Source organism: Shinella daejeonensis (assembly GCF_024281235.1).
GTDB lineage: Bacteria > Pseudomonadota > Alphaproteobacteria > Rhizobiales > Rhizobiaceae > Shinella > Shinella daejeonensis.
This window is the reverse complement of sequence record NZ_JAHWXY010000001.1, coordinates 1-24,897: the sequence shown is the minus strand read 5'-3', so window position 1 is coordinate 24,897 and position 24,897 is coordinate 1. Positions and strand designations below refer to the sequence as shown.

Sequence of the window (24,897 nt, the reverse complement as noted above, 5' to 3'; positions counted from 1 at the left end):
AATTCCTCACACAAATGACCGTAGGTTCAGCAATTACCGCAAGCGGACTTCTGCCGTCTGATCCACTCTGCGGCACGTTCGTTGCAATGGCACAGAAGATATGGACGGACCTTGGTCGCGCGAGGATGCTCGGAATCAATCGCGGCGAAGAAACTATTACTGACAATTTCCTCTTGGACGTTCAGAGCGCCCACCCTGCTGAAGTCGCGACCTTTCAGTTCACAAAGCCTGAGGAGTCAGTGACTGGCGCAGACTGGGAATGGTGGCTGACCAACGGGCGGGAATGGGTCGGACTGCTGATCCAGGCGAAAGTTCTCAAAGCAAAGGCCAATCTATACTCCTCTATCAAGCACAAGGTGCGTGGCCGTCCGCAGATCGACATCCTACTAGACCAGGCCAATCTCAAAGGCATTCCGGCTCTGTATTTTCTGTACAACCACAGTCTTCTGACTTTCCCCAAGCTGAGTTGGAACTGTCACTCCACCCCGCCGCAGCTCGAGCAGCTCGGCTGCACCGTCGCGTTTGCCGCCGCAGTGAAACCGCTGATAAAGCAAGGCGGCGTTGGAATCTCGACCCTCGGCCCAGTGTCCGTACCGCTTCGATGCTTGGTGTGTTGCCGAGGCTTCGCCGGCTCATCTGATGACCCCTCACTTCCACGGCGCGCGGACGGTATTGTGAGGTTTTTGGCGGAACGCGCGGCCAGCGCCGATGCAAGGTTCGACGTTCCGGGTCTTCGATACGACCCCCCTGCCTACGTCAGGGAGCTGATTTCGGCTCCAATCGAGGATCGACAACGCGTGATCGAACAGGTCCGCGCCGAAGTTGGCCCGATCGGATCGCTGGTCGTCATCAAGGATCGCTCATAGCGGCAAACCTGACGGCGGCTCACCTTGTGAACGGCGCTCTTTTCCAGAACGGCTCGTCAGCGTAGATGCTCACACCCGTCTTACCGCGAGGGTTCTCGGCGGCCCAAGCCAATACTTCGTCCGTCGGGACAACCAATCTCGTTTGGCCGGTCGGCTCCCAGCAGTTCTTGCCGGACTTCATGTAGAAGTCGCCTACTCCTTCCACGTTGATCCGGCCGGAGCGCGTGCGCCGCAGGCCGAAGGTCGTGATCTGGTAGGTCAGGATGCCACCGTGGGTCCGGCGAACCACGGCCCGCGATCCCTCGGGCTGATTGCGATAGTAGTTTTCGATCTCTGCCTCGGTCTGACGGGCGCATGGTGAAAGCTTACGGTCTGGCACTGCAATCCTCTCGTTCGTGGGCACCCGGCCCTCCGCCACACACAGGCGGCGACTAATCCCTAGTCGCGAACACCCTGCGCGTTCCCTTGAAATCACCGTTCTTATCTAAGTATCCATCCGTCGAGGATCGAACCTGATCGTCGAGAAAAGCATCGAAGATCGATGCAATCTCGGGCGGCGTGAAATGAAAAAGCTGGGTCTTGCTTTGCGTGTCCGACGCGATGAGAAGACCGTCGGGCATATAGGCGTTGCCGGACAGTACGCCGATGACGCGCGCATGCAGCATCTTGTCGGAAATCACCTTCGGTATTCGCTTCTCTGTGCGCCGTGCTGTCAGGTCGTAGTTGTTAAAAATCTCGCTCGCCGTCTGGCTTATGAACGGTTCGCGCCAGTCCGTATCCGCCTTGGCGTGTATCTCGTGAACCTCCAGCGCTGTATCGCGAAAACGATCCGTCACCAATCGGCACTCGATAAGTCGCCGCATGCAAACCGCCGCGACGCCTATGGCTCGTTCAAGCATATGATAGGGATTGTATTCAGTCTCGTTGTCCCTGAGCGCGTCACCAAGATGCAATTCGATACGCCGCTTTTGTTCAGCCAGCTCGTTCTTCCATGTATAAGCCTGCCACTCCGAAGAGCTGACGCTACCGAGCTTACGCATCCGCTCAAGCCGCTCTTCGATTTCCTCTTGCTGCATCAGAATCCTTAGCCCCGTTATCAATGCAGATATTTATCCAACCTGCGCAACCTGCAAGGCTCCGGCTGAAAGCGGCCGGATCAGCGACTGCGCCGGCACGGACGGATCGAGCCAGTCGGCCCAGGCGTCGCGTTCGAGAATGACGATCTGTCGGTCATGGTATGGTGCGATGTCGGGCCCAGGCTCCATCGTCAGCATGGTGAAGGCCTCGCCCACATCGTTCGTCTCGCGCCAGATGCCGGCGATCGCGAAAATCCTCTCGTCCGTCTTCGTGAACAGCCATTTGTCCTTCCGCTTCTTCTTCGGGTCGACGGGATCGGTGAACTCATAGAAGCCGTCGGCGATGATCAGGCAGCGGTTGGATTTGAACTCCCTGCCCTCGGATCGAAAGTTGTAAACCGGCCGCTTGTTCTGCCCGGGCCAGCTCCAGCGCCGGTTTACGAGATCGCCTTCGCCGCGCACCCCATCAACCGTTCTGACGATCGGCGCAGTGTCGGTGATCTTGATATCCTGTCGCGCCTCGACGTTGGGACGGCCCTCCGAGAAGCGGATCTTGATCTTGAGATCCGCGAAATCCTCCATGATCGAAGCGAGATCGACGGTCAGGCGATAGTCATTGCACATCCATCCTCCAGCTCTATCGCCTTGCGCGGCGATCATGTTCTTGGTACGTTCTCGACATCATGAGCGCTACGGCCTTCGACTCAGCCACGTCGCTCGACGATCGCCGTGTCATCATACGACGCGATGGCAGCGGTGTTGAGATGGTCGAGCTTCCTTGGGGCTTGCAACCACGCGAATCCGGCGAACGGCCGTTTACCGTCGTGCGGGCCGAGGGTCGGACCTTTCCAACGTTTCGTTGCCTGATCCCTGCCTCGGAATTTCGGCACCGCAGCCAGGGCAAGCACTATCGCTTCATGCTGGCGGACGGTGATTGGTTCTACTTCGCCGGCATCTGGCGTCCTGCCACTCGCGACTGGCCCGAAGCCTACGCCATCCTGACGGTCGAGGCGAATGACGACATCGCTCCGTACCATGATCGTCAGATGGTGGTTTTGCGCCGCGAGGAGCGTATGGCCTGGCTAGATTTGACGCGGCCCGAGCCGGATCTCCTGCGGGCGCTCCCAAAAGGGACATTTCGCGTTGAGCGACATCTGGAAGTGCATCGTCAGGCAGCTTTCGCGCTCTAAATCATTCGTCTTCGTGTGGCGGCTAAGACCGGTGCGGGGAAAGCCTTCCCCTGCGACCGAGCCTTGCGTCTCGGTCGACCCCTTCTGCGGGGAGACCCCGCAACGCCCCCTTTCACCCGAAATGCTCACCGAGCATCCCATGTGGGCCACTCACCGGATTTTGCTCAGGATTGGCCGGCGCGCTCTTGTCCGTCCTCGCTGAAATAGATCCGGTTCGCGTCGATGCACCGATCGGGCACCAGCATCGAGACGGCAAGCACACGCTGCGGCTCACAGGTGAAGGCAACCTTGGCGACGCATTCCTTGTCGATCCACGCCAGCCAGTGCGTCGTCGACGCCTGAACGCAGGGCATATAGGCGAGTAGCGGGCCGCTCTCGCTCAGGATTTCGCTCAGGCGCGGCTTGTCGGAAAAGGCGATCGTCCTGCTGTTGGGGGCCAGCACATCGTCGCCAGCACACACGCTGTCCCGCTCGAAGGTGATTTCCACCGGCCTCTCCGAAATCCGCACCGATCGCTGAATCGGCTTCCCGTCTGATCTTTCTTGCATCCCGGAATAGCAAATTCGGCAGCGCTTCGCACGCCGAGGGGCCGTCAGCGCATATGCGCAAATACGGCACTCCACCGGGCGCCGATCGAAGGTCTATCGTCCCCGAATTTGTGCAACGGCCTGTTGCACAAATTCCCGACGCCCGGAGATCCCCGCAACGTCTCCTTCGAGAGTGAGAGTGCGGACGGGTTTTGCCGTGACGGGTAGAGAGCTGGAGGAGAGGCTTCCGGCGCCCGTCGCGGAGAACCGCGATGTCCAGACATGACCGCACCCCTCGCACCGGCGCTGACCGCGCGAACCTCTACGACGAAATCACCGGCAAGATCATCGCCGAGCTAGAAGCCGGCCGCGTGCCGTGGGTCCAGCCCTGGGGCACCACGGCGGCCAAGGCTCCGCTGGGCCTGCCGCGCAACGCCGCGACCGCGCGCAGCTACAGCGGCATCAATGTGCTGATCCTCTGGGGCGCCGTCATCGAGCACGGCTTTCCCGGCCAGGGCTGGCTCACCTTTCGCCAGGCGCTGTCGCTCGGCGGCCACGTCCGCAAGGGCGAGCGCGGCACCACCGTCGTCTATGCCGATCGCTTCACGCCGGAGGACGAGAAACGCCGCGCCTTCGAGGCCGGCGAAGAAGCGCAGGCGATCCCGTTCCTGAAGCGCTTCACGGTGTTCAACACAGCGCAATGCGACGATCTGCCCGACGGCATCGAGGCGGCCGCCCCTCCTCCGCCGCCCGGCATGATCGAGCCCCAGGTCGACGCGCTCATCAAGGCGACCGGCATCGACTTCCGCATCGGTGGCAACCGGGCGTTCTACGTGCCGTCCCTCGACTACGTGCAAGTCCCTCCCCCGGCCGCCTATTTCGAGCCGATCAACTGGCACCGGACGGCGCTGCACGAACTCGGTCACGCGAGCGGCGCAGCGCACCGGCTGAACCGAAACCTCTCCGGCTCTTTCGGCTCGAAGCTCTATTCGGTCGAGGAAATCACGGCGGAGCTGACCTCGGCCTTCTGCTGCGCCGCGCTCGGCATCGTCCCGACCGTGCGCCATGCCGACTATATCGGTTCGTGGCTGGAGGTGCTGCGCGAGGACAATCGCGCCATCGTCCGCGCCGCCTCGCAGGCGAGCAAGGCGGCCGACTGGCTTCTGTCCTTCCAGCCGGACGCGAAGCATCTGCCCGACGCCGACGATTTGCGGAGAGCCGCGTGATGCGCTTCCGCCGCGGACACCGCCCCGAACCCTATCGGGACACGTCGCGCAAACGCGCGGCCTTCCATCGCAAGCAGCGCCTCGAACGCGAGGCCCTGCCGCTCTTTGCCGAGGACATCGCCGCCACCCAGAATGGCGTCGACGAGGAAATGGCTCGCCGCACCATCTGGTGGGACGAGTATGAACGCGATCGTCGCAATCAGCGCGCGGCCTGGTGGCACAAAGGCCGTGCCCGGCTCTTTGCGCTGCCCGATCCCTTGCGCGCCCGCGTTCGCGAAATCTGGCGGACCTGCCCATATCCCGCCGATCCGGCGAGCTTCGCCGATTTCCTCCATCAGATCGCCGTCGGCAAGCTCGATCCCGAGAGGCCGCCGTGGGTCTTCCATCAGGCGCGCTCGGCCGGCATCACCCGCAATCCGTCGAGCTTCCACGAGGCTTTCCGCCAGATCGGCAAGCGCAGGATCGCGGGCGGCTCGAACAGGGCCGAAAGCGATGAGCGGCTGTTCTGCGGCAATCTCGGATCGGGCATCCTGTTTCTGAGCGAACGGGTCCATCCTATTGATCGCTCGGCGGGATTCTACGCCGGGTCCGACCATCGCCTGCGTGATTCCCATCTTCACCACGCCGATCATCGCGTTGAGATCGAGGTGCGCGGCGAATGCTCGGATGCCGACGTCGCGCTGATCGAGCGGCTGGCGCAGGCCGCCGAGACGCGGCCCGTCACCGTCCAACGGATCGTCCCCGTCACGATCGCCGGAGGTGTCCGGCCATGAGCAGCCGTGGCGCTGCCACGGTTGGCGTCCCGCCAGCCGCACCGCCGATAGAGGGAGAGAGGGGATGGGGATTTCATGACGGGTTAGGTTCGAGAGAGAGGCTCTCGGCGCCCGTCGTGGAGTGAAGACCATGGCCAAAGCTGCCCGCAAGAAGAACCCCGCCGTCGCGATGATCGAGTTTTCCCGCACGCGCGACATTCCGTTCAACCGCATCAAACTCTCGGACAGCAATGTCCGCGAGATCGGCGTTGAAGAGGGTCTCGACGAGTTGACCCAGGACATCGACCGCCGTGAAGACCTCGTGATGGGCCTCAATGTCCGTGCCGTTCTCGACGAAGCCGGCGCAGAGACCGGCGATTTCGAGACCCCCGCCGGCGGCCGGCGCTACCGCGCCATCGCCCGCCTGGTCGCGGCAGGCCGTTTCCCCGAAGACGGTCTCGTTCCCTGCCTCGTGAAAAAGGCCAATGCGAAGACCTCGGCCGTCGACGATTCCTATGCCGAGAACGTCATCCGGCTGGCGCTCCATCCGCTCGACCAGTTCAAGGCGTTCAAGCGCATGGTCGATGGCGGCATGTCGAAGGAGGAAGTCGCCGACGCCTATCGCACCACGCCGCGCTACATCGCCCAGCGCCTTCGCCTTGCCCGCGTCGCGCCGTCGCTCATGGATGCCTATGCGCGCACCGAGATGACGCTGGCGATGCTGGAGGCGTTCACCGTCAACCCCGATCATGCCCGTCAGGAGCAGGTCTGGGAGGCGATCCAGCGTTCGCACAACCGCCAGCCCTGGTATATCCGCGATCTCCTGACCGAGACCACGGTTCCGATCGAGGACAAGCGCGTGCAGTTCGTCGGCGTCGAAGCCTATGAACAGGCCGGCGGCGTGATGCTGCGCGATCTCTTCTCCGATGAGGACGAAGGCTGGCTGGAAAATCCCGAGCTGCTCGACCGGCTGGTCTCCGACAAGCTGAAGGGCATCGCCGATGACGTCGCGGCCGAAGGCTGGAAGTGGATCGAGGTCGACACCGATCTGCCCTACGGCCACGATCGCGGCCTGCGCGTTCTCGCCTCAACGCCGCTCGACCTCACGGATGCCGAGCGCGCGACCCGCGAGGCGCTGCGCGAGGAATATGAGCGGCTCGAGGCCGAACATGCCGATTACGACGAGCTGCCCGACGACATCGACGCGCGCCTCGGCGAGATCGAGACCGCACTGTCCGCCTTCGAGAACCGCCCGGCGATCTATGACGCCGACGAGATCGGCCGTGCCGGTGTCTTCATCAGCATCGACCGTGCCGGCCAGCTCGTCGTCGCTCGCGGCTATGTCCGTCCCGAGGACGAGGCGCCCGTCACCGTCGACGGCGAGGATGATGCCGGCGATGGCGAGCGTGACGCCGAAGGCGGCGCGGTCGCGGCCCAGGCCAGCGTCCAGCGGGCCGTCATCACCATCGGCGGCGAGCCGGTCGATGCGGAGGACGACGAGGATGACGCGATCAAGCCGCTCCCCGAACGGCTGGTGATCGAACTCACCGCCCATCGCACGCTCGCGCTCCATGACGCGCTCGCCAACAACCCCCATGTCGCGATGACGGCGCTCCTGCACCGCCTGGTCATGCAGCGTTATCACTACTCGGCGCCGAACGGCTGCATGGAGATCTTCGTGAAGCAGCGGCATCTCGGTGTGCAGGGCAGCGATCTAGGCGACACGCCCTCGGCCAAGGCCATCGACGAACGCTTCGACGCCTGGAAGGCCGACGTCCCGACCGATGAAAGCGCGGTCTGGGACTGGATCGCCGCGCTCGACGATACGAGCCGGATGGCGCTGCTCGCCCATTGCGTCAGCTACGGCGTCAACGCCCTCTACGAGCGGCCCAATCCGCACAGCGGTTCCGGCGTCTCGCAGTTCGGCCTTGATCGTCGCCTCTCCGGCGCGGATCGCATCGCCCGCGCCACCGGCTTCGACATGGTGATCGACGGCGGCTGGAGGCCCACGGTCGACAATTATCTCGGCCGCGTCACCAAGCCCCGCATCCTCGAAGCCGTTCGCGAAGGTGCGGGCGAGCGCGCCGCCCAGCTCATCAGCCATCTGAAGAAGGGCGACATGGCGAAGGAGGCCGAGCGCCTGCTGGCCGAAACCGGCTGGCTGCCCGAGCCGCTGCGCCTGGTCGAACTCGACGGTGACGCCGGTGACGCTGGCGATGCCGGTGACGGCGAGGCCCTGCCGGACTTCCTGGCTGGCGATGGCGACGAGGACGAAGCCACCGAGACCGAAGACGAGCAAGTCGTTCTCGTCGCGGCCGAATGATCGAAACATGCGCCCCATCATCCGGTGGGGCGCATTTTTCATGGTGGCCACGGCCGGCTTCCAAGAGTGGAGAGAGGCAGAGGCCGGTCGGCCTGGCCGTGACGGGTTACGAGGTGGAGGAGAGGCTTCCGCCGCCCGTCGCGGAATTGATCCCATGACCCTTGCTCGCCAATCTCGCGTCGCCCCGATCGGCGCCATTCTCGCGCACCATGTCCTGCCGACCCTGGAGCGCGCACAGAAATTCCCGCTGCGGATCTCCTGCATCGGCACCGCCAGCTACGAGGGCGTGGAAGCCCACAGTTTCGACCAGATTGTCGCCCTCGGCGAATACCCGTCGCCCGAAGAGGCCATGTCCGTCGCCAGTGGCCGGATCGCCCGCGGCGATATTCGCGTCGGGACCGACGACATGCTCCGCTTCCGCCCGCGCATGATCGTCATTCAGGACTGCGATCAGGGCGTGGTTCTCGCCGGAACCGTCCGCGCCGGCATCATCCTCTGGCAGCAGCCGGTCGCATCCGACGCCGAGGCCCGCCAGATCGTGACCGAGGCCAGCAAACTGCGCGGTGCAGCCTTCGCCGCAGTCGGTCGCGGCGAGCACGGCCCGGCCCGCGACTATCGCTACCGCGCCAGCCAGCTTGAGGCGCGGCTGGTCGATGCGTTCTGGCGCGAGACTGCCGCCGAGCTTCTGCGAATGCCGCTGGCCGCCTGATTTCCCGCGGCCCTTTCTTTCATTCGACCCGGCCTCGCGCCGGGTTTCGTAGTTTCAGGAGACTCTCATGGCTATCCCCGATCATGCCCGCACGAACTTCAACACCCTGCTGCGCGCGGCAAGCGACGGCAATCTGGCCCTCATGGAGTGCCTCGATGCCGTCTCAGGCCAGACCCGCTACGTCCTTTGCGCCGTTGGCCGCGATCATGCCGATTACGTCATGACGCCGTTCGGCCATCTCGCAGACGGCAATCCCTACGACGCCTATCTCCCGCCGGACCCCGCCAACCCGTCGGGCTTCCTGTCGGCAGAACAAGTGCGGGGAGAATGACCATGCCCGCCACCATTGTTCCCGAAGATCGGCGCGAACTGTTCCTGCCGACCCTGTTCAGCCTGCCGCTCGTGATCGTGGCCGAGAACTCGGTCTATTCCCTCATGGAGCGCCTCAGCCCGCGAGACTACGGCGGCGGCCTCTGGAACTTCTACGAGATCGGGACGCAGCCCTTGTTTCTCGCGCCGACCTCCAAGCCGCGTAACAGCATCGAAAGCGCGATCACCGAATATCGCGGTGAGGTGTCGGCCGAAGCGGCAGGGATCATCGCCACGCTGTTCGCCTTCTCGCACCTGTCGTTCCGGTTCGAGTCCGATTTCCTCGCCAACGGCTACGAGCGGCTTCATCGCTATCTCGACCGCCATCCCGAGGCGTCTGCGATCTACAGCGCCATCGACTGACCTCAACAGGCGCCCCGCCGTACGGCCGGGCGCCTTTTTCATGCCGGCTACCGCCACGGCATCAGAGGGAGAGAGTGGCCGGGACGGGTTCGAGCCCGTCCGGTCCAAGAGAGAGCGCCGGCGGGCTTGCCCGTTTCCGCTCTCCCGAGGACTTCCCGATGAACGCTCTGCTTCCCCTGGCCGACACGCTGCCGGCGACGCCGCTCGCAGCGCCCGGCGATGACGCTGCCGCCGTCCACGCTGCCGCCCTCCTGATCCTGCCGCATCTCGAACGCGGTGCCCGCGTCGATGCTGTCGCCCTGCGCGGCGCGATGGAAACGGCCTTCGGCGGTTCCGACGCCACCGGCCTCTGGGACTGGAAAACCGCTTATGAGGCGTGCGAGGTCGCGACCGTCCTGTTTCTGCGCAAATACGGAAAGGCGCTTTTCCGCAAAGCCGGTTCTGCGGCCGCCGCGCTGCCGCTGCTCGGCAAGATCGTCGGGCTGATGCCGACCCATACCCGCCGCTCGCAAGAGAGCCAGGCGCTCCAGCAATTCTCGACGCCGATCCCGCTCGGCCTGGTCGCCGCGACCGCCGCCGCGATCACGACCGCCGACCGTGTGCTCGAACCCTCGGCCGGAACCGGGCTGCTCGCCATCCTCGCGGAGATCGCTGGCGGCTCGCTCGTGCTGAACGAGCTGGCCGACACGCGCGCCTCGCTTCTCTCTTCTCTCTTCCCGGCCATTCCCGTCACCCGCTTCGACGCGGCGCAGATCGACGATCATCTCGATCCCGCCGCTGTCCCGTCCGTCGTGCTGATGAACCCGCCGTTCTCGGCCATGGTCCATGTCGAGGGCCGCGTGGCTGATGCCGCGTTCCGCCATGTCGCCGCCGCGCTCGCGCGCCTGGCGCCCGGCGGGCGTCTCGTCACGATCACCGGCGCGAACTTCGGCCCGGAAGCCCCGGCGTGGGTTTCCGCCTTCACCCGCTTGCAGGAGCGCGGCCGCGTCGTGTTCTCCGCCGGGATCGATGGCGCGGTCTATGCCAAGCATGGCACGACGTTCGCCACGCGGCTGACCGTCATCGACAAGCTGCCCGCCGACGATCCCACGGTCTTCCCGGTCTCGCCGGGCACCGCGCCGGACGCCGCGACGCTCATGGACTGGATCGGCGCGCATCTTCCGCCGCGCCTGCCGGTCGACCCGTCCGTCATCGTTCCGGCCGCTGAGCCCGCCGCCGCGCGCAGCGTGCGCGGCTATCTCAACCGCGCCGCCAGGATCGCGCCCGCCGCCGTCGCGGCCGAGCCGGAAGGCGTTCCGCTCGACTATGAGATCATCGACGCGCTGGCGGAGACCGAAGCCGGGGCCGACGACGATGGCCGCATCTCTGACGCGATCTATGAGGAATACGGATTGCAGGCGATCCGTATTGCCGGGTCTCAGGCTCACCCCACGAAGCTGGTGCAGTCCGCCGCGATGGCGAGTGTCGCGCCGCCGAAGCCGAGCTATCGTCCGCATCTCCCCGCCAACATCCGCGAGCTTCTATCCGACGCTCAGCTCGAAACGCTGGTCTATGCCGGCGAGGCCCATTCTGACTATCTCGCCGGCGCGTGGACCGTGGACGAGACGTTCGATCTCGTCTCGGCCGCGCGTGACGATGCCGAGAAGGCCGTGCGCTTCCGGCGCGGCTTCTTCATCGGCGACGGCACAGGCGTCGGCAAGGGCCGCCAGTCCGCCGCGATCATCCTCGACAACTGGCTGCAAGGCCGGCGCAAGGCGGTCTGGATCTCGAAGTCCGACAAGCTGCTGGAGGACGCGCAACGCGACTGGAGCGCGCTCGGCATGGAGCGGCTGCTGGTCACGCCGCTCTCGCGTTTCCCGCAAGGGCGGCCGATCACGCTTCCCGAAGGCGTCCTATTTACAACCTACGCCACGCTGCGCTCCGACGACCGCGGTGAGAAGCTATCGCGCGTCAAGCAGATCGTTGAATGGTTGGGCTCCGATTTCGATGGAGCAATCATTTTCGACGAGGCGCATTCCATGCAGAACGCTGCTGGCGGTAAAGGTGAACGTGGCGATGTCGCCGCCTCGCAGCAGGGCCGCGCGGGGCTCCGCCTCCAGCACGCGCTCCCCAACGCCCGCGTCACCTATGTCTCGGCGACCGGCGCCACCTCCGTCCACAATCTCGCCTATGCCCAGCGGCTCGGCCTCTGGGGCGGCGAGGATTTCCCGTTCTCGACCAGGGCCGAATTTGTGGAGGCCATCGAAGCCGGCGGCGTCGCGGCGATGGAGGTGCTGGCGCGCGACCTGCGGGCGCTCGGCCTCTACACCGCCCGCTCGCTGTCGTTCGACGGCGTGGAGTACGAGCTGGTCGAGCACGCGCTGACACCCGAGCAGACCCGCATCTACGATGCCTATGCCGGGGCCTTCGCCATCATCCATAACAATCTCGACGCGGCGATGGAGGCCGCCAACATCACCGGATCGACCGGCACGCTGAACAAGCAGGCGAAGTCCGCTGCGCGATCGGCGTTCGAGTCCGCGAAGCAACGCTTCTTCGGCCATCTGCTCACCAGCATGAAAACGCCGACGCTGATCCGGTCGATCACCGCCGATCTGGACGCCGGCCATTCGTCCGTGATCCAGATCGTCTCGACCGGCGAGGCGCTGACCGAACGGCGGCTGGCCGACATCCCGACCGAGGAATGGAACGATATTCGGGCGGACATCACGCCGCGCGAATATGTCCTGTCCTACCTCGAAACCAGCTTCCCCGTGCAACTCTATGAGCCCTTCACCGACAGCGACGGCAAGGTCTCGTCCCGTCCGGTCATGCGCGACGGCCAGCCCGTCGAAAGCCGGGAGGCCGTCGCCCGCCGCAACGAGCTGATCGAGAAGCTGGCGAGCCTGCCGGCCGTCCCCGGCGCGCTCGACCAGATCGTCCAGCACTTCGGCGCCGACATGGTGGCCGAGGTGACGGGCCGCTCGCGCCGGATCGTCAGGAAGCGCAGTCCGGGCGGCATCGACCGTCTGGTGGTCGAGAACCGCGCGGCCTCCGCCAATCTGGCCGAGACGCAGGCATTCATGGACGACGACAAGCGCGTCCTGATCTTCTCCGACGCGGGCGGCACCGGGCGCAGCTACCACGCCGAACTCTCGGCGCGGAATACGCGCCTGCGCGTCCATTACCTCCTCGAACCGGGCTGGAAGGCCGACGCCGCCATTCAGGGACTCGGCCGCACCCACCGGACCAACCAGGCGCAGCCGCCGCTGTTTCGGCCCATCGCCACCGATGTGAAGGCCGAGAAGCGCTTCCTGTCGACGATCGCTCGCCGCCTCGACACGCTGGGCGCGATCACGCGGGGCCAGCGCCAGACCGGCGGACAGGGCCTGTTCCGTCCCGAGGACAATCTGGAAAGTTCCTATGCGCGCGATGCGCTGCGCCAACTCTACATGCTGCTGGTGCGCGGCAAGGTCGAGGGCTGCTCGCTCGACCGCTTCGAGTCCGCCACCGGCCTGAAGCTGATGGATTCGACCGGCATCAAGGACGAGCTGCCGCCGATCACCACCTTCCTCAATCGGCTGTTGGCGCTCACTATCGAGCTTCAAGGCGTCCTCTTCACCGCCTTCGAGCAGCTTCTGACGGCGCGCATCGAGGGCGCTATCGCCAGCGGCACCTATGACGCCGGGCTGGAGACGCTGACCGCCGAGCGGTTCATCGTCACCGACCGCAAGACCATCTATGTTCATCCGGGCACCGGCGCAGAAACCCGGTTGCTCACCATCACGCAGCGCGCGCGCAATCGTCCGCTCACGCTGGACGCCGCCCTCGGCCATCTCGATGACCGGCGCGCGAAGCTCCTCGTCAACGAGCGTTCCGGCCGCGCCGCCGTGCAGGTGCCGACCATCAGCATCATGCTCGACGATGGCGAGATCGAGCGCCGCGTTCGGCTGCTGCGCCCGACGGAGGGACATAACATTCCCATCAAGGCCATGGCCGAAACCCACTGGATCGAGGCGGATCAGGATGCGTTCGCCGCCGCCTGGAACGCCGAGATCGCCGAGGTGCCGGAGTTTGCCGACAGCACGATCCATGTCGTCACTGGCTTGCTGCTGCCGATCTGGAAGCGCCTGCCGAATCAATCGACGCGGGTGTATCGCCTCCAGACCGACGACGGCGAGCGCATCATCGGCCGCAAGGTCTCTCCGGCCTGGGCCGCCAACGCGACCACGACCGGCACGACCGCGCTCACGCCCGATGACGCCTTCATGGCGCTGATGGACGGCCGCACCATTCTCGATCTCGCCGAGGGCCTTCAGCTTCGGCGCGCTCGCGTCATGGGCGCGAACCGCATCGAGCTCTCCGGCTTCACCGACACCATGCGCGAGCGGCTCACGGCCTATGGCCTGTTTCACGAAATCATCTCGTGGAAGCTGCGCATGTTCGTGCCGGTCGACGCCAATGGGCCGGTCGTGCTCGCAAAGCTGCTCGACCGCTGGCCGGTCGAGCGCATCGGCGAGCGGGAGGCGGCGTAAATGACTCGCCTCGACGCCTCCGAACTCGCGATCCGTCTCGGCCGGCAGGCCGAGGCGGTTTGCCGTCACTATCTGTCGTCCGGCCACCGCGCCGGGCGATACTGGCAGGTCGGCGACGTCCGCAACGCGCCGGGCCGCTCGATGTTCGTGCGGCTGACCGGCCCGGAGACCGGCAAGGGCGCGGCCGGCAAATGGACCGATTCCGCCACGGGCGAGCATGGCGATCTTCTCGACGTCATCCGCGAAAGCTGCGGGCTGATCGACTTCAAGGACATTGCCGACGAGGCGCGGTCCTTCCTCGCCCTGCCGCATCCTGAACCCGAACCCGCTGATCGTGACTGGCGACCGGCATCGGCGCCGGCAGGATCGCCCGAAGCGTCACGGCGGCTCCTGGCCATGGCGAAGCCCATCGGGCGGACGCTCGTGGAAACGTATTTACGCAATCGCGCCATTACGGCTCTGCACGAAACCGACGCGCTGCGCTTCCATCCCCGCTGCTACTATCGGGCCGACGAGAACGCACCGACCGAGACCTGGCCGGCAATGGTCGCCGCCGTCACCGACCTCGCCGGCACCATCACGGGCGCGCACCGCACCTGGCTCGATCCCGACGGCTTCAGCGAGGCGCGTCTGGGCCGTGCGCCGATCGAGACGCCCCGGCGTGCGATGGGTGATCTCCTCGGAAACGCCGTCCGCTTCGGCATGGGCAGCGAGGTGATGACGGCCGGCGAAGGCATCGAAACGCTGCTGTCCGTTCGCTCGGTTCTGCCCAGGATGCCGTCTCTGGCGGCGCTCTCGGCGGCCCATCTCAGCGCCATCCTGTTCCCGGCGACGCTGCGGCGGCTCTATATCGCCCGCGACAACGATCCGGCCGGCGACGGTGCGATGGCGACCCTGACGGAGCGTGCGAGCTCGGTCGGGATCGAGGCGGTTGTGCTCACGCCACGGCTCGGCGACTTCAACGAAGATCTCAGGCTGCTCGGCCACGACGCATTGGCGGCACGGCTGCGGGACCAGATCGTCTCGCAGGACATAGCCCGCTTCATGCTGCTGGCGGCCTGATCGGTCGCGGTCAGGTGGTAGCGGCAAGGCGGTATCGCGGAGCCGGTTCAGCCATGACGATCTACCTCCGGCGCTGAGAGGCCACCCCCACGGCCTTCTGAGAGGGCGATCGGGCGTCAGCCGTGCCGGACAGGCAATGCCTGCGCCCGACGATTTTCCGCCGCGCCCCAAGGGGCGCTTTGCATCGCGAGGCAAAATCGCCGGCCTCCGTCATCCTCCTCTGCGTTCCGGCCTTCCGCTGCGCGTCAGGTGCAGGTCCGGCCCGTCCGACGCCTTCGTCGCCATGAAGGCCGCGATGGGCGCGGCTTCGAGCCGAAGGCAGACCGCCATGACCGAACACCACGACACCGACTACGAACCGCACCACGCATCTTCCCCGACCGATCACATCCTGCAGGAACTGGCGCTCTACGGCTACCGTCCCTTCGAGGACGAACCCGACCCGCGGCCGCTCCCCGAGGGCAATGTCGTGGCCGGCAGCATCGCCGACATCTTCGACGCCCTCGTGGTGGCGCTCTCGGACACCCGCCTCGAGCCCGACCTCGAAGAACTGCTCTGGGGCACGGTCAACCTCTTCCAGCGCGCCGGCGACCGGATCGAACGCGAGCTGGACGACAACGAAGTCGCGCAGCGCCGCCTTCAGAGGGAACAGGACGGGTCCGAGGTGAAGTCCGTCGAGCTGGAGCGCCTGACGGCAGAGGGGCAGACCCTTCTCGAACGGCGCGACGCCTTCGAGCTGATGCGCGACCAGGCCGCCGAACACTTCGAGCGCCACACCCACTCGATCTGGCGGCCGCGCTCCGGCTCCATGGTCAACCATCGCAACCTGACCGCCGCGATGATCGACAGCCGCGACTTCATCGCCGCGAAGAAGCGCGCCGAGAAAGAGGTGCTCCTACCGGCCGGCCCGAAAGTGGCCTTCACCGGCGGTCTCGACTACAACGACCACCGCCTGATCTGGGCCAAGCTCGATCAGGTTCACGCCAAGCACCCCGACATGGTGCTGCTGCACGGTGGAAGCCCGAAGGGCGCCGAACTCATCGCCGTGAAATGGGCCAACAGCCGCAAGGTCGTGGAAATCCCCTTCAAGCCCGATTGGGCCAAGCACGCCAAGGCAGCGCCGTTCAAGCGCAACGATGCGATGCTCGACACCATGCCAATCGGGGTCATCCACTTCCCCGGAACCGGGATTCAGGACAATCTCGCGGACAAGGCCCGCAAGCTCGGCATCCCGGTCATGAAGCACGGCGGCGCGTAAGCGCCGCCGAAAGGCGGCTGTCATGGCCGCCAATACTTGAGCGACGGCATGAAGGCTTTTATGATGCTCACCTGTAGAACCGGCAAAGCAGCATAGTCGCAGGCAAGAGCGTATCCCAAGTCAGCCTGTCGTGATCCTCAACCATTCAAGTGGAGGTTTCCATGACGCTGATCCTACTCGCCATCTCGCTGACCATCACCTTCTGCGTGATCGCCTGGCATCTCGCCATCTATGCGCTGCCGGTGATGACCGGCATCACCGCGTTCCAATATGTCTATGCGACCGGCTCGGGCTTCATGATGTCCGCCCTCGCGGCCGTCGCTGCGGCCATCGGCTCGATCGTGCCGGTGATTGGTGTCCTCGGCTTCGCCAAGAACCCCGCCTTGCGCCTGATGGCGCTCGCCATCTTCGCCATTCCGGCCGTCATCGCCGGCTATGCGCTGGTCCATGGCGTGACCAAGCACATGATCGACTCGGCCATCGCCATCAACATCCTCGGCGGGATCGGTGGCATCGTCATCGGCATTGCGGCCGTGGTGAACCTCAATGCGGTCGGAACGGCTGCGCTTTCGCGCTGACTTTGCGTTCCGGTGATGCTGGCGGCATGGGCCGGAAGGGAAGTGTCACTCCTCTTCCGAGTTCGCGTCCTGCGCTTGGCGCTCGTTCTCGCAAGAGGCTCGCGTATTGAAGATCAGATATTCGACGTTGCCGCGTGCCGCCTTGCAGGCCGGAACGGTTTCTCCGGCTTCCATCTTTCCCTCGTTCTGGTGACAACTGAATGCCTTTGACGCAATACGGGACGCGAGCTTTGCATCGATCTTGATGCAGCTTTGCTTGCCGGGGCTCTTGAGCCAGTTGAATGTGTACTTTCCCTCGAAAGATGGCTCCGCTGCGTGGGCTATCCCACTGAGCAAACACACAGCGCCCGTCACCGCCAGAAATCTCTTCAGCTTCATCGATCCAGCTCCCTTTTCACGACGGCGATGTGTGCCCGTTTCTGATTTCTGTTAACGCAACAGTTGTCGCCAATATCTCCGAATAAAGCGAGAGTTCTGCGTCCGATTTTTGCATCGCTGTAGAAGAGCGACCGTAGGCAGAAGCCGGATTGCAGGGGCTGATTTGGTGTCGCCCTGCGGGCCACGCTTTCGGCGTCGCCGGAACCACGCTAATTGTGCGACAGGATCAAATCTTTTCCGAGATCAAGCGCAAGCCGAAGCCTGCAAGCAGCGTCCCGATAGCGCGCTCGATCCAGATGGCAAAACGCTCATAGACGGCGCGCACTGGTCGAGTGGACAGCAAGAACGACGCTGCCCCATACCACACGATTTCGAGGATTAGCACGCCAGCAAGGATTACTGCCTTGGCCCATAACGCGGTTTCCATAGGAACAGCGACAGCGAAGAAACTGACGAAAAACACGATGCCTTTAGGGTTTGATAGCTCAACGATCAGTCCCATACGAAACCCGCGCGCCGCACTGGTGATGTGCGGACTCCCGGCACCATCGAGCGTCTTTGCGGTGTGGCTGAACCATGCCGATAGACCAAGATAGATCAGGTAGCAGCCGCCGGCGATCTGAACGAATGTGACCAGCCATCCCACGCGGGTAATGATGAGGGCGAGGCCCGTCATGGATAGAACGGCATAGACCGTCGCACCCACGGAAAAACCGAGTGTCGCCGCCAATGCGGCAGGTCGCGCGCCGGATGCCGCGAGGCGCGTTATAAGAGTAAAGTTTGGACCGGGGCGAAGAACAACAGCCGCATAAATTGCCAAAGCTGTAAAGATGGTCGTCAGTTCTTGAGGCAAGTTATATACTTGCCAAATGGTTTGGATCGAGCAAGTCATAAGAGCGAATTGGAAGCAAGGCGCTCTCAGAAAAATCCGATTAAAGCGAGCCTTTCGCATCTGAGTTTTGCATTTCTGTAGAATGGCCGTTTTTGCGACGGTGCATAGAAACCGGATTACAGCGGCTTTTATGGTGTCTCCCTGCGGGCCGCGCTTTCGGCTTCGCCGGAACCACGCCTTTGGCGCGTTTCCGCCATTCGGCTTCAATCGCTGACACGGGGGCGGCGGATGTGCTTGTGCTGCGCGCAGATTAATGAGGGCGGCCCGACCCCGGTTATCCTCGCAGGATTTTCATCATCGCTTTTCCCTTCGCGAGTTCGTCGATCAGTTTGTCCAAGTAGCGGATTTCCCTCATGGTAGGTTCCTCAATTTCCTCCACGCGGACACCGCAGACAACGCCGGTGATCAACGATCGGGACGGATTCATCTGAGGCGCTTGCGCGAAGAAATCTTCATAGTTCGTCTTCTTCGCCAACTGGTCCTCCAATGTCGTCAGATCATAGCCGGTCAGCCAACAGATGATTTGATCAACGTCTGCCTTGGTGCGCCCCTTCTTTTCAGCCTTGGCGACCAGGAGCGGATAGACCTTCCCGAAGCTCATTGAGTAGATTCGATGCTTCGTCATCTCTCCTCCTGAATTCTCTGAGATGTCACGTCGAAGATGGAGTCCAAAACTTCCGAGTTTGCAGCCTTTGAATCGTAGACTTGTGCGGCTTCCGAAAGTCAGGAGTCCTGCGATATTAGTTCCGCTGCTGGCGGTAGTCGGCCACTAGCTCACCTATGACCTGCCACGACGATTCCTGTTCGGGCTGACCCTTGCCTTGATCTGCGACGGTAATCAGGGCTTTCCACAAGGCCCACCCGCGAGCCCGATTCCAAGTGTCCCTATCGAGGGGAAGCGCGGCGCGAAATGCTTCCCGGCTCTCGCCGGAAAGCAGCGTCCATGCAATCACAAGATCGCAAGCGGGGTCGCCTGCTGCCGAGCAGCCGAAATCAATCACAGCACATAGAGCGCCATCCTTCACGAGAAGGTTGCCGGATGACATATCGCCATGGACCCATAGCGGCGAGCCGTGCCACTCCGACGATAGCGCGGCCGTCCATATGTCACCTGCAACCGCCGTATCCATGCGCCCGGCGAGCGCCGTCAGCGTGGACCGGGTTTCCGCATCATAGAGAGCGAGACGGCCACCACGATGGAAATTGTGCTGTCCCGGCAGAGGCCCGCCCGTCGCATCTATACGATGCAAGGCGGCGAGAAAGCGGGCGACCGAACGGGCAAACCCGGTCCAGCCGGAAATATTATCTGCCGTTACCGGCTCGCCATCCAGCCATTCATAAATCGACCAAGGCCAAGGGTAGCCCTCGGCCGGTGATCCCTTCGCCAGCGGGACAGGGATTGGTAGCGGCAGGTGCGGCGCGAGTCTCGGCAACCATTCGTGTTCCTTCTCCACCTGAGCGGCATAGGCGCGTGCGCTTGGCAGGCGCACCGACATATGATCTCCAAGTCGGAAAGTGCGATTGTCCCACCCGCCGGGTTCTATGGCCGTGACCGGCAAGTTAGACCATTCTGGAAACTGCGCAGCTATCAGTCGCCGCGCCAGTTCGGCGTTTATGGATACGCCAAGATTTTCGATACTACTCAACATCCACGATCCCGTCGCAAAACTCGCGATTGGAGCGAGACTTTCACGCCTGATTTTTTGCGTCGCTGTAGAATAGCGACTTTTGCAATGGTTCATAGAAGCCGGATTGCAGCGATCACTATGGCGTTGCCCTTCGTGCCGCGCTTTCGGCTTCGCCGGAACCACGCCTTCGGCGCGTTTCCGCCATTCGGCTTCAATCGCTGACACGGGGGGGCGGCGACGATCCATCGCTCCCATGTCCATCCCAGCAGCTTTCGCGCCAAGCCTCCTGCCATCCGATCAGAGCAAGTGTCGTCACCGTCGCCGGATGTGCCGCTGCCGTGTCGGTCGCCCCGTCCGGCCCGGAGCGTCGGCATCGGGCGGGATCTGCGAGCGCGGCGGTCGATGCGGGGCTGATCGGTCCATGGTTGCGCGACGAGCTGGGCCGCGAGCATCTTCATGCCATCCTGCAATGCGCGGGATCGAGCCTCGTCCCGTCGAACGATGATCCGGCGAATCGTGCGGATAACCCGGCAGGCGCCTCATTCTCGCGGAAGTCCTCACTTGCCTCAGAGGCCAGGGCGCGGATCGGCAGGCGACCGGGGACGTGGCCGGTGCGCCACCGAGGCGGTGCGTCTGGCCCTGTCGTCATCTGCGGCCAGCAAGGACGCTGTTCTGGCTCCGGTCTCCACCGGGCTTACGGAAGCACCAATCCCTCCGACTGACTGATCCCCTAAGTCCGTTCTGTTTCCTTCCGGCAACCCCCGCGGTTTCCGGCCGTGTTGCCGCGCGAGCGCGGCTGCCCGCTCCACCCGGACCTTAGGGGCGAGCTGCCGGCGAGCCGGCAGTTGCAGGAGTCTCCAGACGGCCTTGGCCGGGTCTCGTCGGAGGGAATGGTTCCTCCGAGAAGCAACGGAGACCTACAATGCAGAACATCGTCATCCTCGCTGGCAACATCGGCCAGACCCCGGAAACCCGCACCACCCAGGGCGGCACCAGGATCACCCACTTCACCCTCGCGACCTCGCGCCCCCGCTACTCGGAAGGCAAGGTGGTCCGCGACGACCGGGGCTACCGGGTGCAGGACACCGAATGGCACCGGATCACCGCCTTCAACGGCCTCGGCAAGACGATCGAGGAGCATTGCGAAAAGGGCATGAAGGTTCTGGTTCGCGGCCGCATCCACTACACCAAGTGGCAGGATCAGCAGGGCAATGACCGCTACGGCTGCGAGATCATCGCCGAGACCGTCGATTTCCTGAGCCGGGCGAAGCAGGCCGAAAACGGCAGCGACGACCGGGACATGGATGACGACATCCCGTTCTGATCGGACGGCCGGAGACCCGGCGGCGAAAGCCGCCGGGATTTCTCATGTTCGCGCCGGATCGCCGCCAGCGTTGCACCACGGCCTCGGGCGCTGCGCGCCGTTTCACGCGAGAGGATCGGAAGGGCTGGGGAGCGCCAGGCGCATATTCGGTGGCGGGCATCACGCAGGCCACGGATGGCGGGCGCCGATCGCGACCGTCAGGCGGCGAGCCAAGGCAGCTCCGACAATGGTAATGCAGGGGCAACCGGCTCCGGCAGGCGGAATCCACCCCGCTCTTATGGCTTAACCTTGGTTCCGATCCCGGCCTTCCAGGGTCAACCCTCATGGGGTCCGCTACCCAAAGCGTGCAGTCGCTTCGTCTTCGCCTGCGCGATGACCCCGGCCGAGCCCAGAACACTTCGGGCGCCCGTCGAGCGGGGAATGGTCCCCGCCAAGATCGGGAGCCGGACAATGACCCTCGCAACTGCCAACGCCTACGCCGCCAGTCTCGCCCCCACCCTGATGGTCGCCATCATCATCTTCCGCGCCGGCGACGGCACCATGAGCGTGATGCCCGCCACCGAATATGACGGCGACGACGACACCATCGTCTCCGAAATCGATCCATTCGCGTGAAACGGGGCGGAACATCCGCCCCTCCATCTTCAGACGCCGCCCGCCCATTACGGTCGCCGGCGCGCGGCAGGCCGGGGCCAGCCTTTCAGGCTCCCCGATAGCGCATGGCCCGGCGAATCAATGCGCGACAAGCGCGCCCTTCACCGGCTGGTCGCGGCGCCTTTAGGCTGGCCAAAAGAAGCAAGAGCGACTAAATTAGTCGTAGTTCTGGAGTGCGCGTAGGTCTGAATGGGAGGTGATCATGTATGATCACCGCCCGACAATCACGGGCCGCACGCGCGTTGCTCGGCTGGACACAGGAGACGCTCGCTGACCGCGCCCAGGTAGCCTTGACCGCGCTCAAACGCCTCGAATCCGAAAGCGGGCTCGACGTGTACGAGACGACGCGCGATCAGGTGCGCAGGGCCTTGGAAGCGGCCGGCATCGTCCTTCTGTCCACCGATAAAGGGCAAGGAGTGTTGCTGGTCGATGATCGCGGAAATAAGCCCAACCCATCCAATGCCGCGCGCTGATCGGCGGGCACAACCCGCCGGCGCTTGCTATCGCTCCATTTTGGATCAAACTTGGTTAAGATGCAGCAGCCGGATAGTAATCGAGCCTGCACCATGACCGAGACTTACGAAGATACCGCGCCGGCAGGGCAGGAACTGACCGCCTATGACAAGGCGCACGTCAAACTGTACGCGCGCTTGCTGGACGCGGATGCGGATGGCGCCGATTGGACCGAGGCGGTGCAGATCCTGTTTGGTCTCGATCCATCAGGCGACCCCGAACGCTGCCGACGCATCCACGAAAGCCATCTCGCTCGCGCCCGCTGGATGACGCATACCGGCTATCGGCACCTTCTGCGCCAGCCCCCCGGCTGATCGGCCCGATGTCCGCGCGATGCTCTTTGAACATCGCGTCATGTCCTCTCCTGTCCTTCTACTACCTAGGGTTAAATAGGAAAAATAGGCGTCCGACTTGCGCGTAAACTGCGAGGAGTGGACGCTATGAGGCCAGATACAAGCGACTGGCGGGACGACAGCCGTTACGACTATTTCGATAGCTTGCCGGTCGAAGGTCTCGCTTGGGAATGCCTTCGCCGATACGTTCCTTATCAGGAACTTTACAGCGGTCTTGTGAATACGGCCGCCGAAGCCACACCGCTTCCGAAAGACGCAGAACAACTCTGGGGGCTGCGATTTCGCTGCCAGGCCGGGCCTGTCCGCGCTGGACCAAGATGTGCTGTGGTCGCCCTCATGCGATGGCGCCGTTCTCATGCTGACGCGCCGACCCGAGTTTCTGCCGCCTGGCGCCGCTGTATCCGTCGACCCGTTCGCCGTAGGGCGTAATGCTCCCGAAGGCGCCTATGCGTCCTTCTCCGAGCACGACATCCCGGTGCTTCTCCTTTCCGGCACGGTTCCAGGCGACCAGCTCGCGGCGCTGGTTCCGTTCGATGCCGACGTCCTCGACCGCATCGATGCCCTGGCGCGAATGGCGCGCATCTGGCTCGGCCGCCCGCCGCCGCGCGACACGCGCATGACCGCCGAGCAGCGGCGGCGCTTTCGGCTGAAGCTGCGCGCCGCCGACGGCCATATGAACGGCGCGACCTATCGTGAGATCGCCATTGCAATCTACGGCGCGGCGCGCGTCGACACCGAGCCCTGGAAGACGTCGCCGCTCCGTGATGCCGTCATTGCCTTCGTCGAAGGCGGCCTTGCCCTCATCAACGGGGGCTACCTGCAACTCCTTCGCCAGCGCCGCCGCCCTTAGTCGCCGCGCCGCCATGGTTTCCGGGGTGGGGATTTAGGCCACCTCAAGTCCCCCATCCATCCCGCCGACGGTTCTCCGCCACCGTGGTCGTTGTCAGCCGCTGATCGCCAGCGGCCCCCAGCAACCCCACGGAGGCCCGCCCCATGCGACCCGAAACCGCCGCGCTCCCGCCACGCTACCTGCGGACCAAGGAAGCCGCTGAGTTTCTCAGCCTGTCTGCCCGCACCCTCGAAAAGCACCGGACCTACGGCACCGGCCCGGCCTACCGCAAACTCGGCGGGCGCGTCGTCTATGCCGTCGACGATCTCGAAACCTGGGCCGAGCGCGGCGCCGTCACCTCGACCTCCGATCCGCGCGGCTCCGTGCTGCCGGCGAAGCGCCAGCCGCCGTCGACCGACCGGGTTGCCGGCCGGTTCGCACGCTGATCGTGGCCGGACCCTTTCATGGTGGTGCGGCGTCGTGACCCCTCGGAGCGTGGGCAGCTCGATCTGTTTCGCGCGCTCCCCGGCGACTTCGCGCCACGAGATGCGCAGGATCTCATGGCCTATCCGTTCTTCTCCCTCTCCAAATCCCATCGCGTCGCGCCGATCGACTTCGCAGCCGGCGACATCACGATCCGCGTCGAGGCCGTTCCCGATCATGGCATGGCCACGATCTGGGACGCCGACATCCTGATCTGGGCCGCCAGCCAGATCGTCGAAGCCCGCGACAACGGGCTTCGCACGTCCAGGCTGATGGCGGCGACGCCCTATGAAATCCTCACCTATGTCGGACGCGGCACCAGCTTGCGCGACTATCAGCGCCTCAAGGCGGCGCTGGACCGGCTGCAATCCACGACCATCTCGACATCGATCCGCCAGCCCGCCGAAGGCCGCCGCCACCGCTTCTCGTGGATCAACGAATGGCAGGAGCGCACCGACCGCCATGGGCGGCCGGACGGCATCGAGCTGATCGTCCCCGACTGGTTCTACAAGGCCGTCCTCGACGACGCGCTCATCCTCACAATCGACCCGGCCTATTTCGATCTGACCGGCGGCCTCGACCGCTGGCTCTACCGCATCGTGCGCAAGCACGGCGGCCGCCAGCGCGACGGCTGGCGGTTCGACCTGCGCCACCTCCACGTCAAATCCGGCAGTCTGTCGCCGTTCAAACGCTTCGCGTTCGAGCTGCGCGACATCGTGCGGCGCCAGCCGCTGCCCGGCTACGTCCTGTCGCTGGAGATGGAGATCGGCGGGCGCACGCTGCTCGCGTTCGAGCCGCTCCCGCCCTGTGGAAAACCTGTGGACGGGCTCGTGCTATCGGGAACCCGGACTATCGTGCCATCGGGAACCCGAGGCTCGTGCTATCAGGAACCCAAACCGGCCTTAACGTCTGGAAATCGCAGGCGGATTCGCGCCCTTAACTTAGAGTCTAACCAAGAATCTTCTTTAACTGTTTCTGTGGGTGTGAAGCACGCGCCCAGTGCCACCCGCGATCATCTTGCCAATGATCC

General features: G+C 64.3%; 28 protein-coding genes. 20 read left to right on the top strand and 8 right to left on the bottom strand.

Annotated elements, in window-relative coordinates; translation table 11 throughout:
- Positions 1 to 14 precede the first annotated feature (14 nt).
- On the top strand, positions 15 to 866 hold the full coding sequence (locus KYK29_RS00140) for a DUF6615 family protein (RefSeq protein WP_254688835.1): 852 nt from the start codon (positions 15 to 17) through the stop codon (positions 864 to 866).
- A 19-nt stretch (positions 867 to 885) separates the two neighbouring features.
- Here the strand turns inward: KYK29_RS00140 and KYK29_RS00135 are convergent, their stop codons facing one another.
- The 3 genes from KYK29_RS00135 to KYK29_RS00125 are packed head-to-tail and all read right to left on the bottom strand — an operon-like array spanning position 886 to position 2,566.
- Entirely contained in the window at positions 886 to 1,269 is a 384-nt protein-coding gene (locus KYK29_RS00135) for a hypothetical protein (protein WP_254688834.1), read from the bottom strand.
- A 28-nt stretch (positions 1,270 to 1,297) separates the two neighbouring features.
- Positions 1,298 to 1,942: a hypothetical protein gene (locus KYK29_RS00130; protein WP_254688833.1), complete on the bottom strand. Its 645-nt coding sequence runs from the start codon at positions 1,940 to 1,942 to the stop codon at positions 1,298 to 1,300.
- Positions 1,943 to 1,975: 33 nt separating this feature from the next.
- Entirely contained in the window at positions 1,976 to 2,566 is a 591-nt protein-coding gene (locus tag KYK29_RS00125) for an SOS response-associated peptidase (protein WP_254688832.1), read from the bottom strand.
- 56 nt (positions 2,567 to 2,622) lie between these two features.
- On the opposite strand from KYK29_RS00125, the gene KYK29_RS00120 reads away from it, so the two are divergent.
- Entirely contained in the window at positions 2,623 to 3,132 is a 510-nt protein-coding gene (locus tag KYK29_RS00120) for an SOS response-associated peptidase family protein (protein ID WP_254690030.1), read from the top strand.
- A gap of 164 nt (positions 3,133 to 3,296) precedes the next feature.
- On the opposite strand, the gene KYK29_RS00115 is transcribed toward KYK29_RS00120, so the two are convergent.
- Positions 3,297 to 3,620 (bottom strand): hypothetical protein, encoded by a 324-nt coding sequence (locus tag KYK29_RS00115; RefSeq protein ID WP_254688831.1) that lies wholly within the window; start codon positions 3,618 to 3,620, stop codon positions 3,297 to 3,299.
- Positions 3,621 to 3,931: 311 nt separating this feature from the next.
- Between KYK29_RS00115 and KYK29_RS00110 the strand changes: the two genes are divergently transcribed.
- The 10 genes from KYK29_RS00110 to KYK29_RS00065 all read left to right on the top strand — a co-directional run bounded on the left by KYK29_RS00110 (position 3,932) and on the right by KYK29_RS00065 (position 16,813).
- Positions 3,932 to 4,885 (top strand): ArdC family protein, encoded by a 954-nt coding sequence (locus KYK29_RS00110; protein WP_254688830.1) that lies wholly within the window; start codon positions 3,932 to 3,934, stop codon positions 4,883 to 4,885.
- Positions 4,885 to 5,658 carry a hypothetical protein gene (locus tag KYK29_RS00105; RefSeq protein WP_254690029.1) on the top strand — a complete coding sequence of 258 codons (774 nt, stop codon included), beginning with the start codon at positions 4,885 to 4,887 and terminating at the stop codon, positions 5,656 to 5,658. The genes KYK29_RS00110 and KYK29_RS00105 overlap by 1 nt, the downstream gene beginning before the upstream one ends.
- Before the next feature lie 130 nt (positions 5,659 to 5,788).
- Positions 5,789 to 7,960: a ParB/RepB/Spo0J family partition protein gene (locus KYK29_RS00100; protein ID WP_254688829.1), complete on the top strand. Its 2,172-nt coding sequence runs from the start codon at positions 5,789 to 5,791 to the stop codon at positions 7,958 to 7,960.
- A gap of 154 nt (positions 7,961 to 8,114) precedes the next feature.
- Positions 8,115 to 8,669 carry a hypothetical protein gene (locus KYK29_RS00095; protein WP_254688828.1) on the top strand — a complete coding sequence of 185 codons (555 nt, stop codon included), beginning with the start codon at positions 8,115 to 8,117 and terminating at the stop codon, positions 8,667 to 8,669.
- 67 nt (positions 8,670 to 8,736) lie between these two features.
- Complete coding sequence (locus KYK29_RS00090) at positions 8,737 to 9,000, top strand: DUF6117 family protein (protein WP_254688827.1); 264 nt, start codon at positions 8,737 to 8,739, stop codon at positions 8,998 to 9,000.
- Positions 8,997 to 9,401: an antirestriction protein gene (locus KYK29_RS00085; protein WP_254688826.1), complete on the top strand. Its 405-nt coding sequence runs from the start codon at positions 8,997 to 8,999 to the stop codon at positions 9,399 to 9,401. The genes KYK29_RS00090 and KYK29_RS00085 overlap by 4 nt, the downstream gene beginning before the upstream one ends.
- 158 nt (positions 9,402 to 9,559) lie before the next feature.
- Complete coding sequence (locus KYK29_RS00080; RefSeq protein ID WP_254688825.1) at positions 9,560 to 13,915, top strand: strawberry notch-like NTP hydrolase domain-containing protein; 4,356 nt, start codon at positions 9,560 to 9,562, stop codon at positions 13,913 to 13,915.
- Positions 13,916 to 14,977: a DUF7146 domain-containing protein gene (locus KYK29_RS00075; protein WP_254688824.1), complete on the top strand. Its 1,062-nt coding sequence runs from the start codon at positions 13,916 to 13,918 to the stop codon at positions 14,975 to 14,977.
- A 328-nt stretch (positions 14,978 to 15,305) separates the two neighbouring features.
- A complete protein-coding gene (locus tag KYK29_RS00070) occupies positions 15,306 to 16,235 on the top strand; it encodes a DUF2493 domain-containing protein (RefSeq protein ID WP_254688823.1) in 930 nt (309 codons plus the stop codon).
- A 161-nt stretch (positions 16,236 to 16,396) separates the two neighbouring features.
- Entirely contained in the window at positions 16,397 to 16,813 is a 417-nt protein-coding gene (locus KYK29_RS00065; protein WP_254688822.1) for a hypothetical protein, read from the top strand.
- A 45-nt stretch (positions 16,814 to 16,858) separates the two neighbouring features.
- Here KYK29_RS00065 and KYK29_RS00060 read toward each other — a convergent pair whose 3' ends face one another.
- From KYK29_RS00060 to KYK29_RS00045, 4 genes are all read right to left on the bottom strand, one after another.
- A complete protein-coding gene (locus KYK29_RS00060) occupies positions 16,859 to 17,191 on the bottom strand; it encodes a hypothetical protein (protein ID WP_254688821.1) in 333 nt (110 codons plus the stop codon).
- Between the two features lie 226 nt (positions 17,192 to 17,417).
- Positions 17,418 to 18,044 carry a LysE family transporter gene (locus tag KYK29_RS00055; RefSeq protein WP_254688820.1) on the bottom strand — a complete coding sequence of 209 codons (627 nt, stop codon included), beginning with the start codon at positions 18,042 to 18,044 and terminating at the stop codon, positions 17,418 to 17,420.
- Positions 18,045 to 18,357: 313 nt separating this feature from the next.
- The gene (locus tag KYK29_RS00050; RefSeq protein ID WP_254688819.1) at positions 18,358 to 18,708 is read right to left on the bottom strand and encodes a DUF2200 domain-containing protein; all 351 of its coding nucleotides are present in this window, start codon (positions 18,706 to 18,708) and stop codon (positions 18,358 to 18,360) included.
- Between the two features lie 115 nt (positions 18,709 to 18,823).
- On the bottom strand, positions 18,824 to 19,732 hold the full coding sequence (locus KYK29_RS00045; protein ID WP_254690028.1) for an aminoglycoside phosphotransferase family protein: 909 nt from the start codon (positions 19,730 to 19,732) through the stop codon (positions 18,824 to 18,826).
- A gap of 901 nt (positions 19,733 to 20,633) precedes the next feature.
- Here KYK29_RS00045 and KYK29_RS00040 point away from each other — a divergent pair.
- From KYK29_RS00040 to KYK29_RS00005, 8 genes are all read left to right on the top strand, one after another.
- On the top strand, positions 20,634 to 21,035 hold the full coding sequence (locus tag KYK29_RS00040; RefSeq protein WP_254688818.1) for a single-stranded DNA-binding protein: 402 nt from the start codon (positions 20,634 to 20,636) through the stop codon (positions 21,033 to 21,035).
- A 450-nt stretch (positions 21,036 to 21,485) separates the two neighbouring features.
- A complete protein-coding gene (locus tag KYK29_RS00035; protein WP_254688817.1) occupies positions 21,486 to 21,650 on the top strand; it encodes a hypothetical protein in 165 nt (54 codons plus the stop codon).
- Positions 21,651 to 21,895: 245 nt separating this feature from the next.
- Positions 21,896 to 22,162 (top strand): helix-turn-helix domain-containing protein, encoded by a 267-nt coding sequence (locus KYK29_RS00030; RefSeq protein WP_254688816.1) that lies wholly within the window; start codon positions 21,896 to 21,898, stop codon positions 22,160 to 22,162.
- Positions 22,163 to 22,255: 93 nt separating this feature from the next.
- Positions 22,256 to 22,516: a DUF2285 domain-containing protein gene (locus KYK29_RS00025; RefSeq protein ID WP_254688815.1), complete on the top strand. Its 261-nt coding sequence runs from the start codon at positions 22,256 to 22,258 to the stop codon at positions 22,514 to 22,516.
- Positions 22,517 to 22,642: 126 nt separating this feature from the next.
- Entirely contained in the window at positions 22,643 to 22,984 is a 342-nt protein-coding gene (locus tag KYK29_RS00020; protein ID WP_254688814.1) for a transcriptional regulator domain-containing protein, read from the top strand.
- Positions 22,911 to 23,405, top strand: coding sequence for a DUF2285 domain-containing protein (locus tag KYK29_RS00015; RefSeq protein ID WP_254688813.1), 495 nt, complete (start codon positions 22,911 to 22,913; stop codon positions 23,403 to 23,405). The genes KYK29_RS00020 and KYK29_RS00015 overlap by 74 nt, the downstream gene beginning before the upstream one ends.
- Before the next feature lie 143 nt (positions 23,406 to 23,548).
- Complete coding sequence (locus KYK29_RS00010) at positions 23,549 to 23,830, top strand: helix-turn-helix transcriptional regulator (protein ID WP_254688812.1); 282 nt, start codon at positions 23,549 to 23,551, stop codon at positions 23,828 to 23,830.
- 18 nt (positions 23,831 to 23,848) lie between these two features.
- Positions 23,849 to 24,897: replication initiator protein A (locus KYK29_RS00005; RefSeq protein WP_254688811.1), on the top strand; the 1,049-nt coding region annotated here is incomplete at its 3' end.

Coding starts and splice junctions, on each gene's coding strand:
- KYK29_RS00125 (WP_254688832.1), bottom strand. CDS start 2,566: ATGTGCAATGACTATCGCCTGACCGTCGATCTCGCTTCGATCATGGAG.
- KYK29_RS00040 (WP_254688818.1), top strand. CDS start 20,634: ATGCAGAACATCGTCATCCTCGCTGGCAACATCGGCCAGACCCCGGAA.
- KYK29_RS00065 (WP_254688822.1), top strand. CDS start 16,397: ATGACGCTGATCCTACTCGCCATCTCGCTGACCATCACCTTCTGCGTG.
- KYK29_RS00130 (WP_254688833.1), bottom strand. CDS start 1,942: ATGCAGCAAGAGGAAATCGAAGAGCGGCTTGAGCGGATGCGTAAGCTC.
- KYK29_RS00045 (WP_254690028.1), bottom strand. CDS start 19,732: ATGTTGAGTAGTATCGAAAATCTTGGCGTATCCATAAACGCCGAACTG.
- KYK29_RS00050 (WP_254688819.1), bottom strand. CDS start 18,708: ATGACGAAGCATCGAATCTACTCAATGAGCTTCGGGAAGGTCTATCCG.
- KYK29_RS00105 (WP_254690029.1), top strand. CDS start 4,885: ATGCGCTTCCGCCGCGGACACCGCCCCGAACCCTATCGGGACACGTCG.
- KYK29_RS00090 (WP_254688827.1), top strand. CDS start 8,737: ATGGCTATCCCCGATCATGCCCGCACGAACTTCAACACCCTGCTGCGC.
- KYK29_RS00010 (WP_254688812.1), top strand. CDS start 23,549: ATGCGACCCGAAACCGCCGCGCTCCCGCCACGCTACCTGCGGACCAAG.
- KYK29_RS00025 (WP_254688815.1), top strand. CDS start 22,256: ATGACCGAGACTTACGAAGATACCGCGCCGGCAGGGCAGGAACTGACC.
- KYK29_RS00035 (WP_254688817.1), top strand. CDS start 21,486: ATGACCCTCGCAACTGCCAACGCCTACGCCGCCAGTCTCGCCCCCACC.
- KYK29_RS00075 (WP_254688824.1), top strand. CDS start 13,916: ATGACTCGCCTCGACGCCTCCGAACTCGCGATCCGTCTCGGCCGGCAG.
- KYK29_RS00030 (WP_254688816.1), top strand. CDS start 21,896: ATGATCACCGCCCGACAATCACGGGCCGCACGCGCGTTGCTCGGCTGG.
- KYK29_RS00080 (WP_254688825.1), top strand. CDS start 9,560: ATGAACGCTCTGCTTCCCCTGGCCGACACGCTGCCGGCGACGCCGCTC.
- KYK29_RS00100 (WP_254688829.1), top strand. CDS start 5,789: ATGGCCAAAGCTGCCCGCAAGAAGAACCCCGCCGTCGCGATGATCGAG.
- KYK29_RS00020 (WP_254688814.1), top strand. CDS start 22,643: ATGAGGCCAGATACAAGCGACTGGCGGGACGACAGCCGTTACGACTAT.
- KYK29_RS00085 (WP_254688826.1), top strand. CDS start 8,997: ATGACCATGCCCGCCACCATTGTTCCCGAAGATCGGCGCGAACTGTTC.
- KYK29_RS00060 (WP_254688821.1), bottom strand. CDS start 17,191: ATGAAGCTGAAGAGATTTCTGGCGGTGACGGGCGCTGTGTGTTTGCTC.
- KYK29_RS00070 (WP_254688823.1), top strand. CDS start 15,306: ATGACCGAACACCACGACACCGACTACGAACCGCACCACGCATCTTCC.
- KYK29_RS00110 (WP_254688830.1), top strand. CDS start 3,932: ATGTCCAGACATGACCGCACCCCTCGCACCGGCGCTGACCGCGCGAAC.
- KYK29_RS00015 (WP_254688813.1), top strand. CDS start 22,911: ATGCTGACGCGCCGACCCGAGTTTCTGCCGCCTGGCGCCGCTGTATCC.
- KYK29_RS00095 (WP_254688828.1), top strand. CDS start 8,115: ATGACCCTTGCTCGCCAATCTCGCGTCGCCCCGATCGGCGCCATTCTC.
- KYK29_RS00140 (WP_254688835.1), top strand. CDS start 15: ATGACCGTAGGTTCAGCAATTACCGCAAGCGGACTTCTGCCGTCTGAT.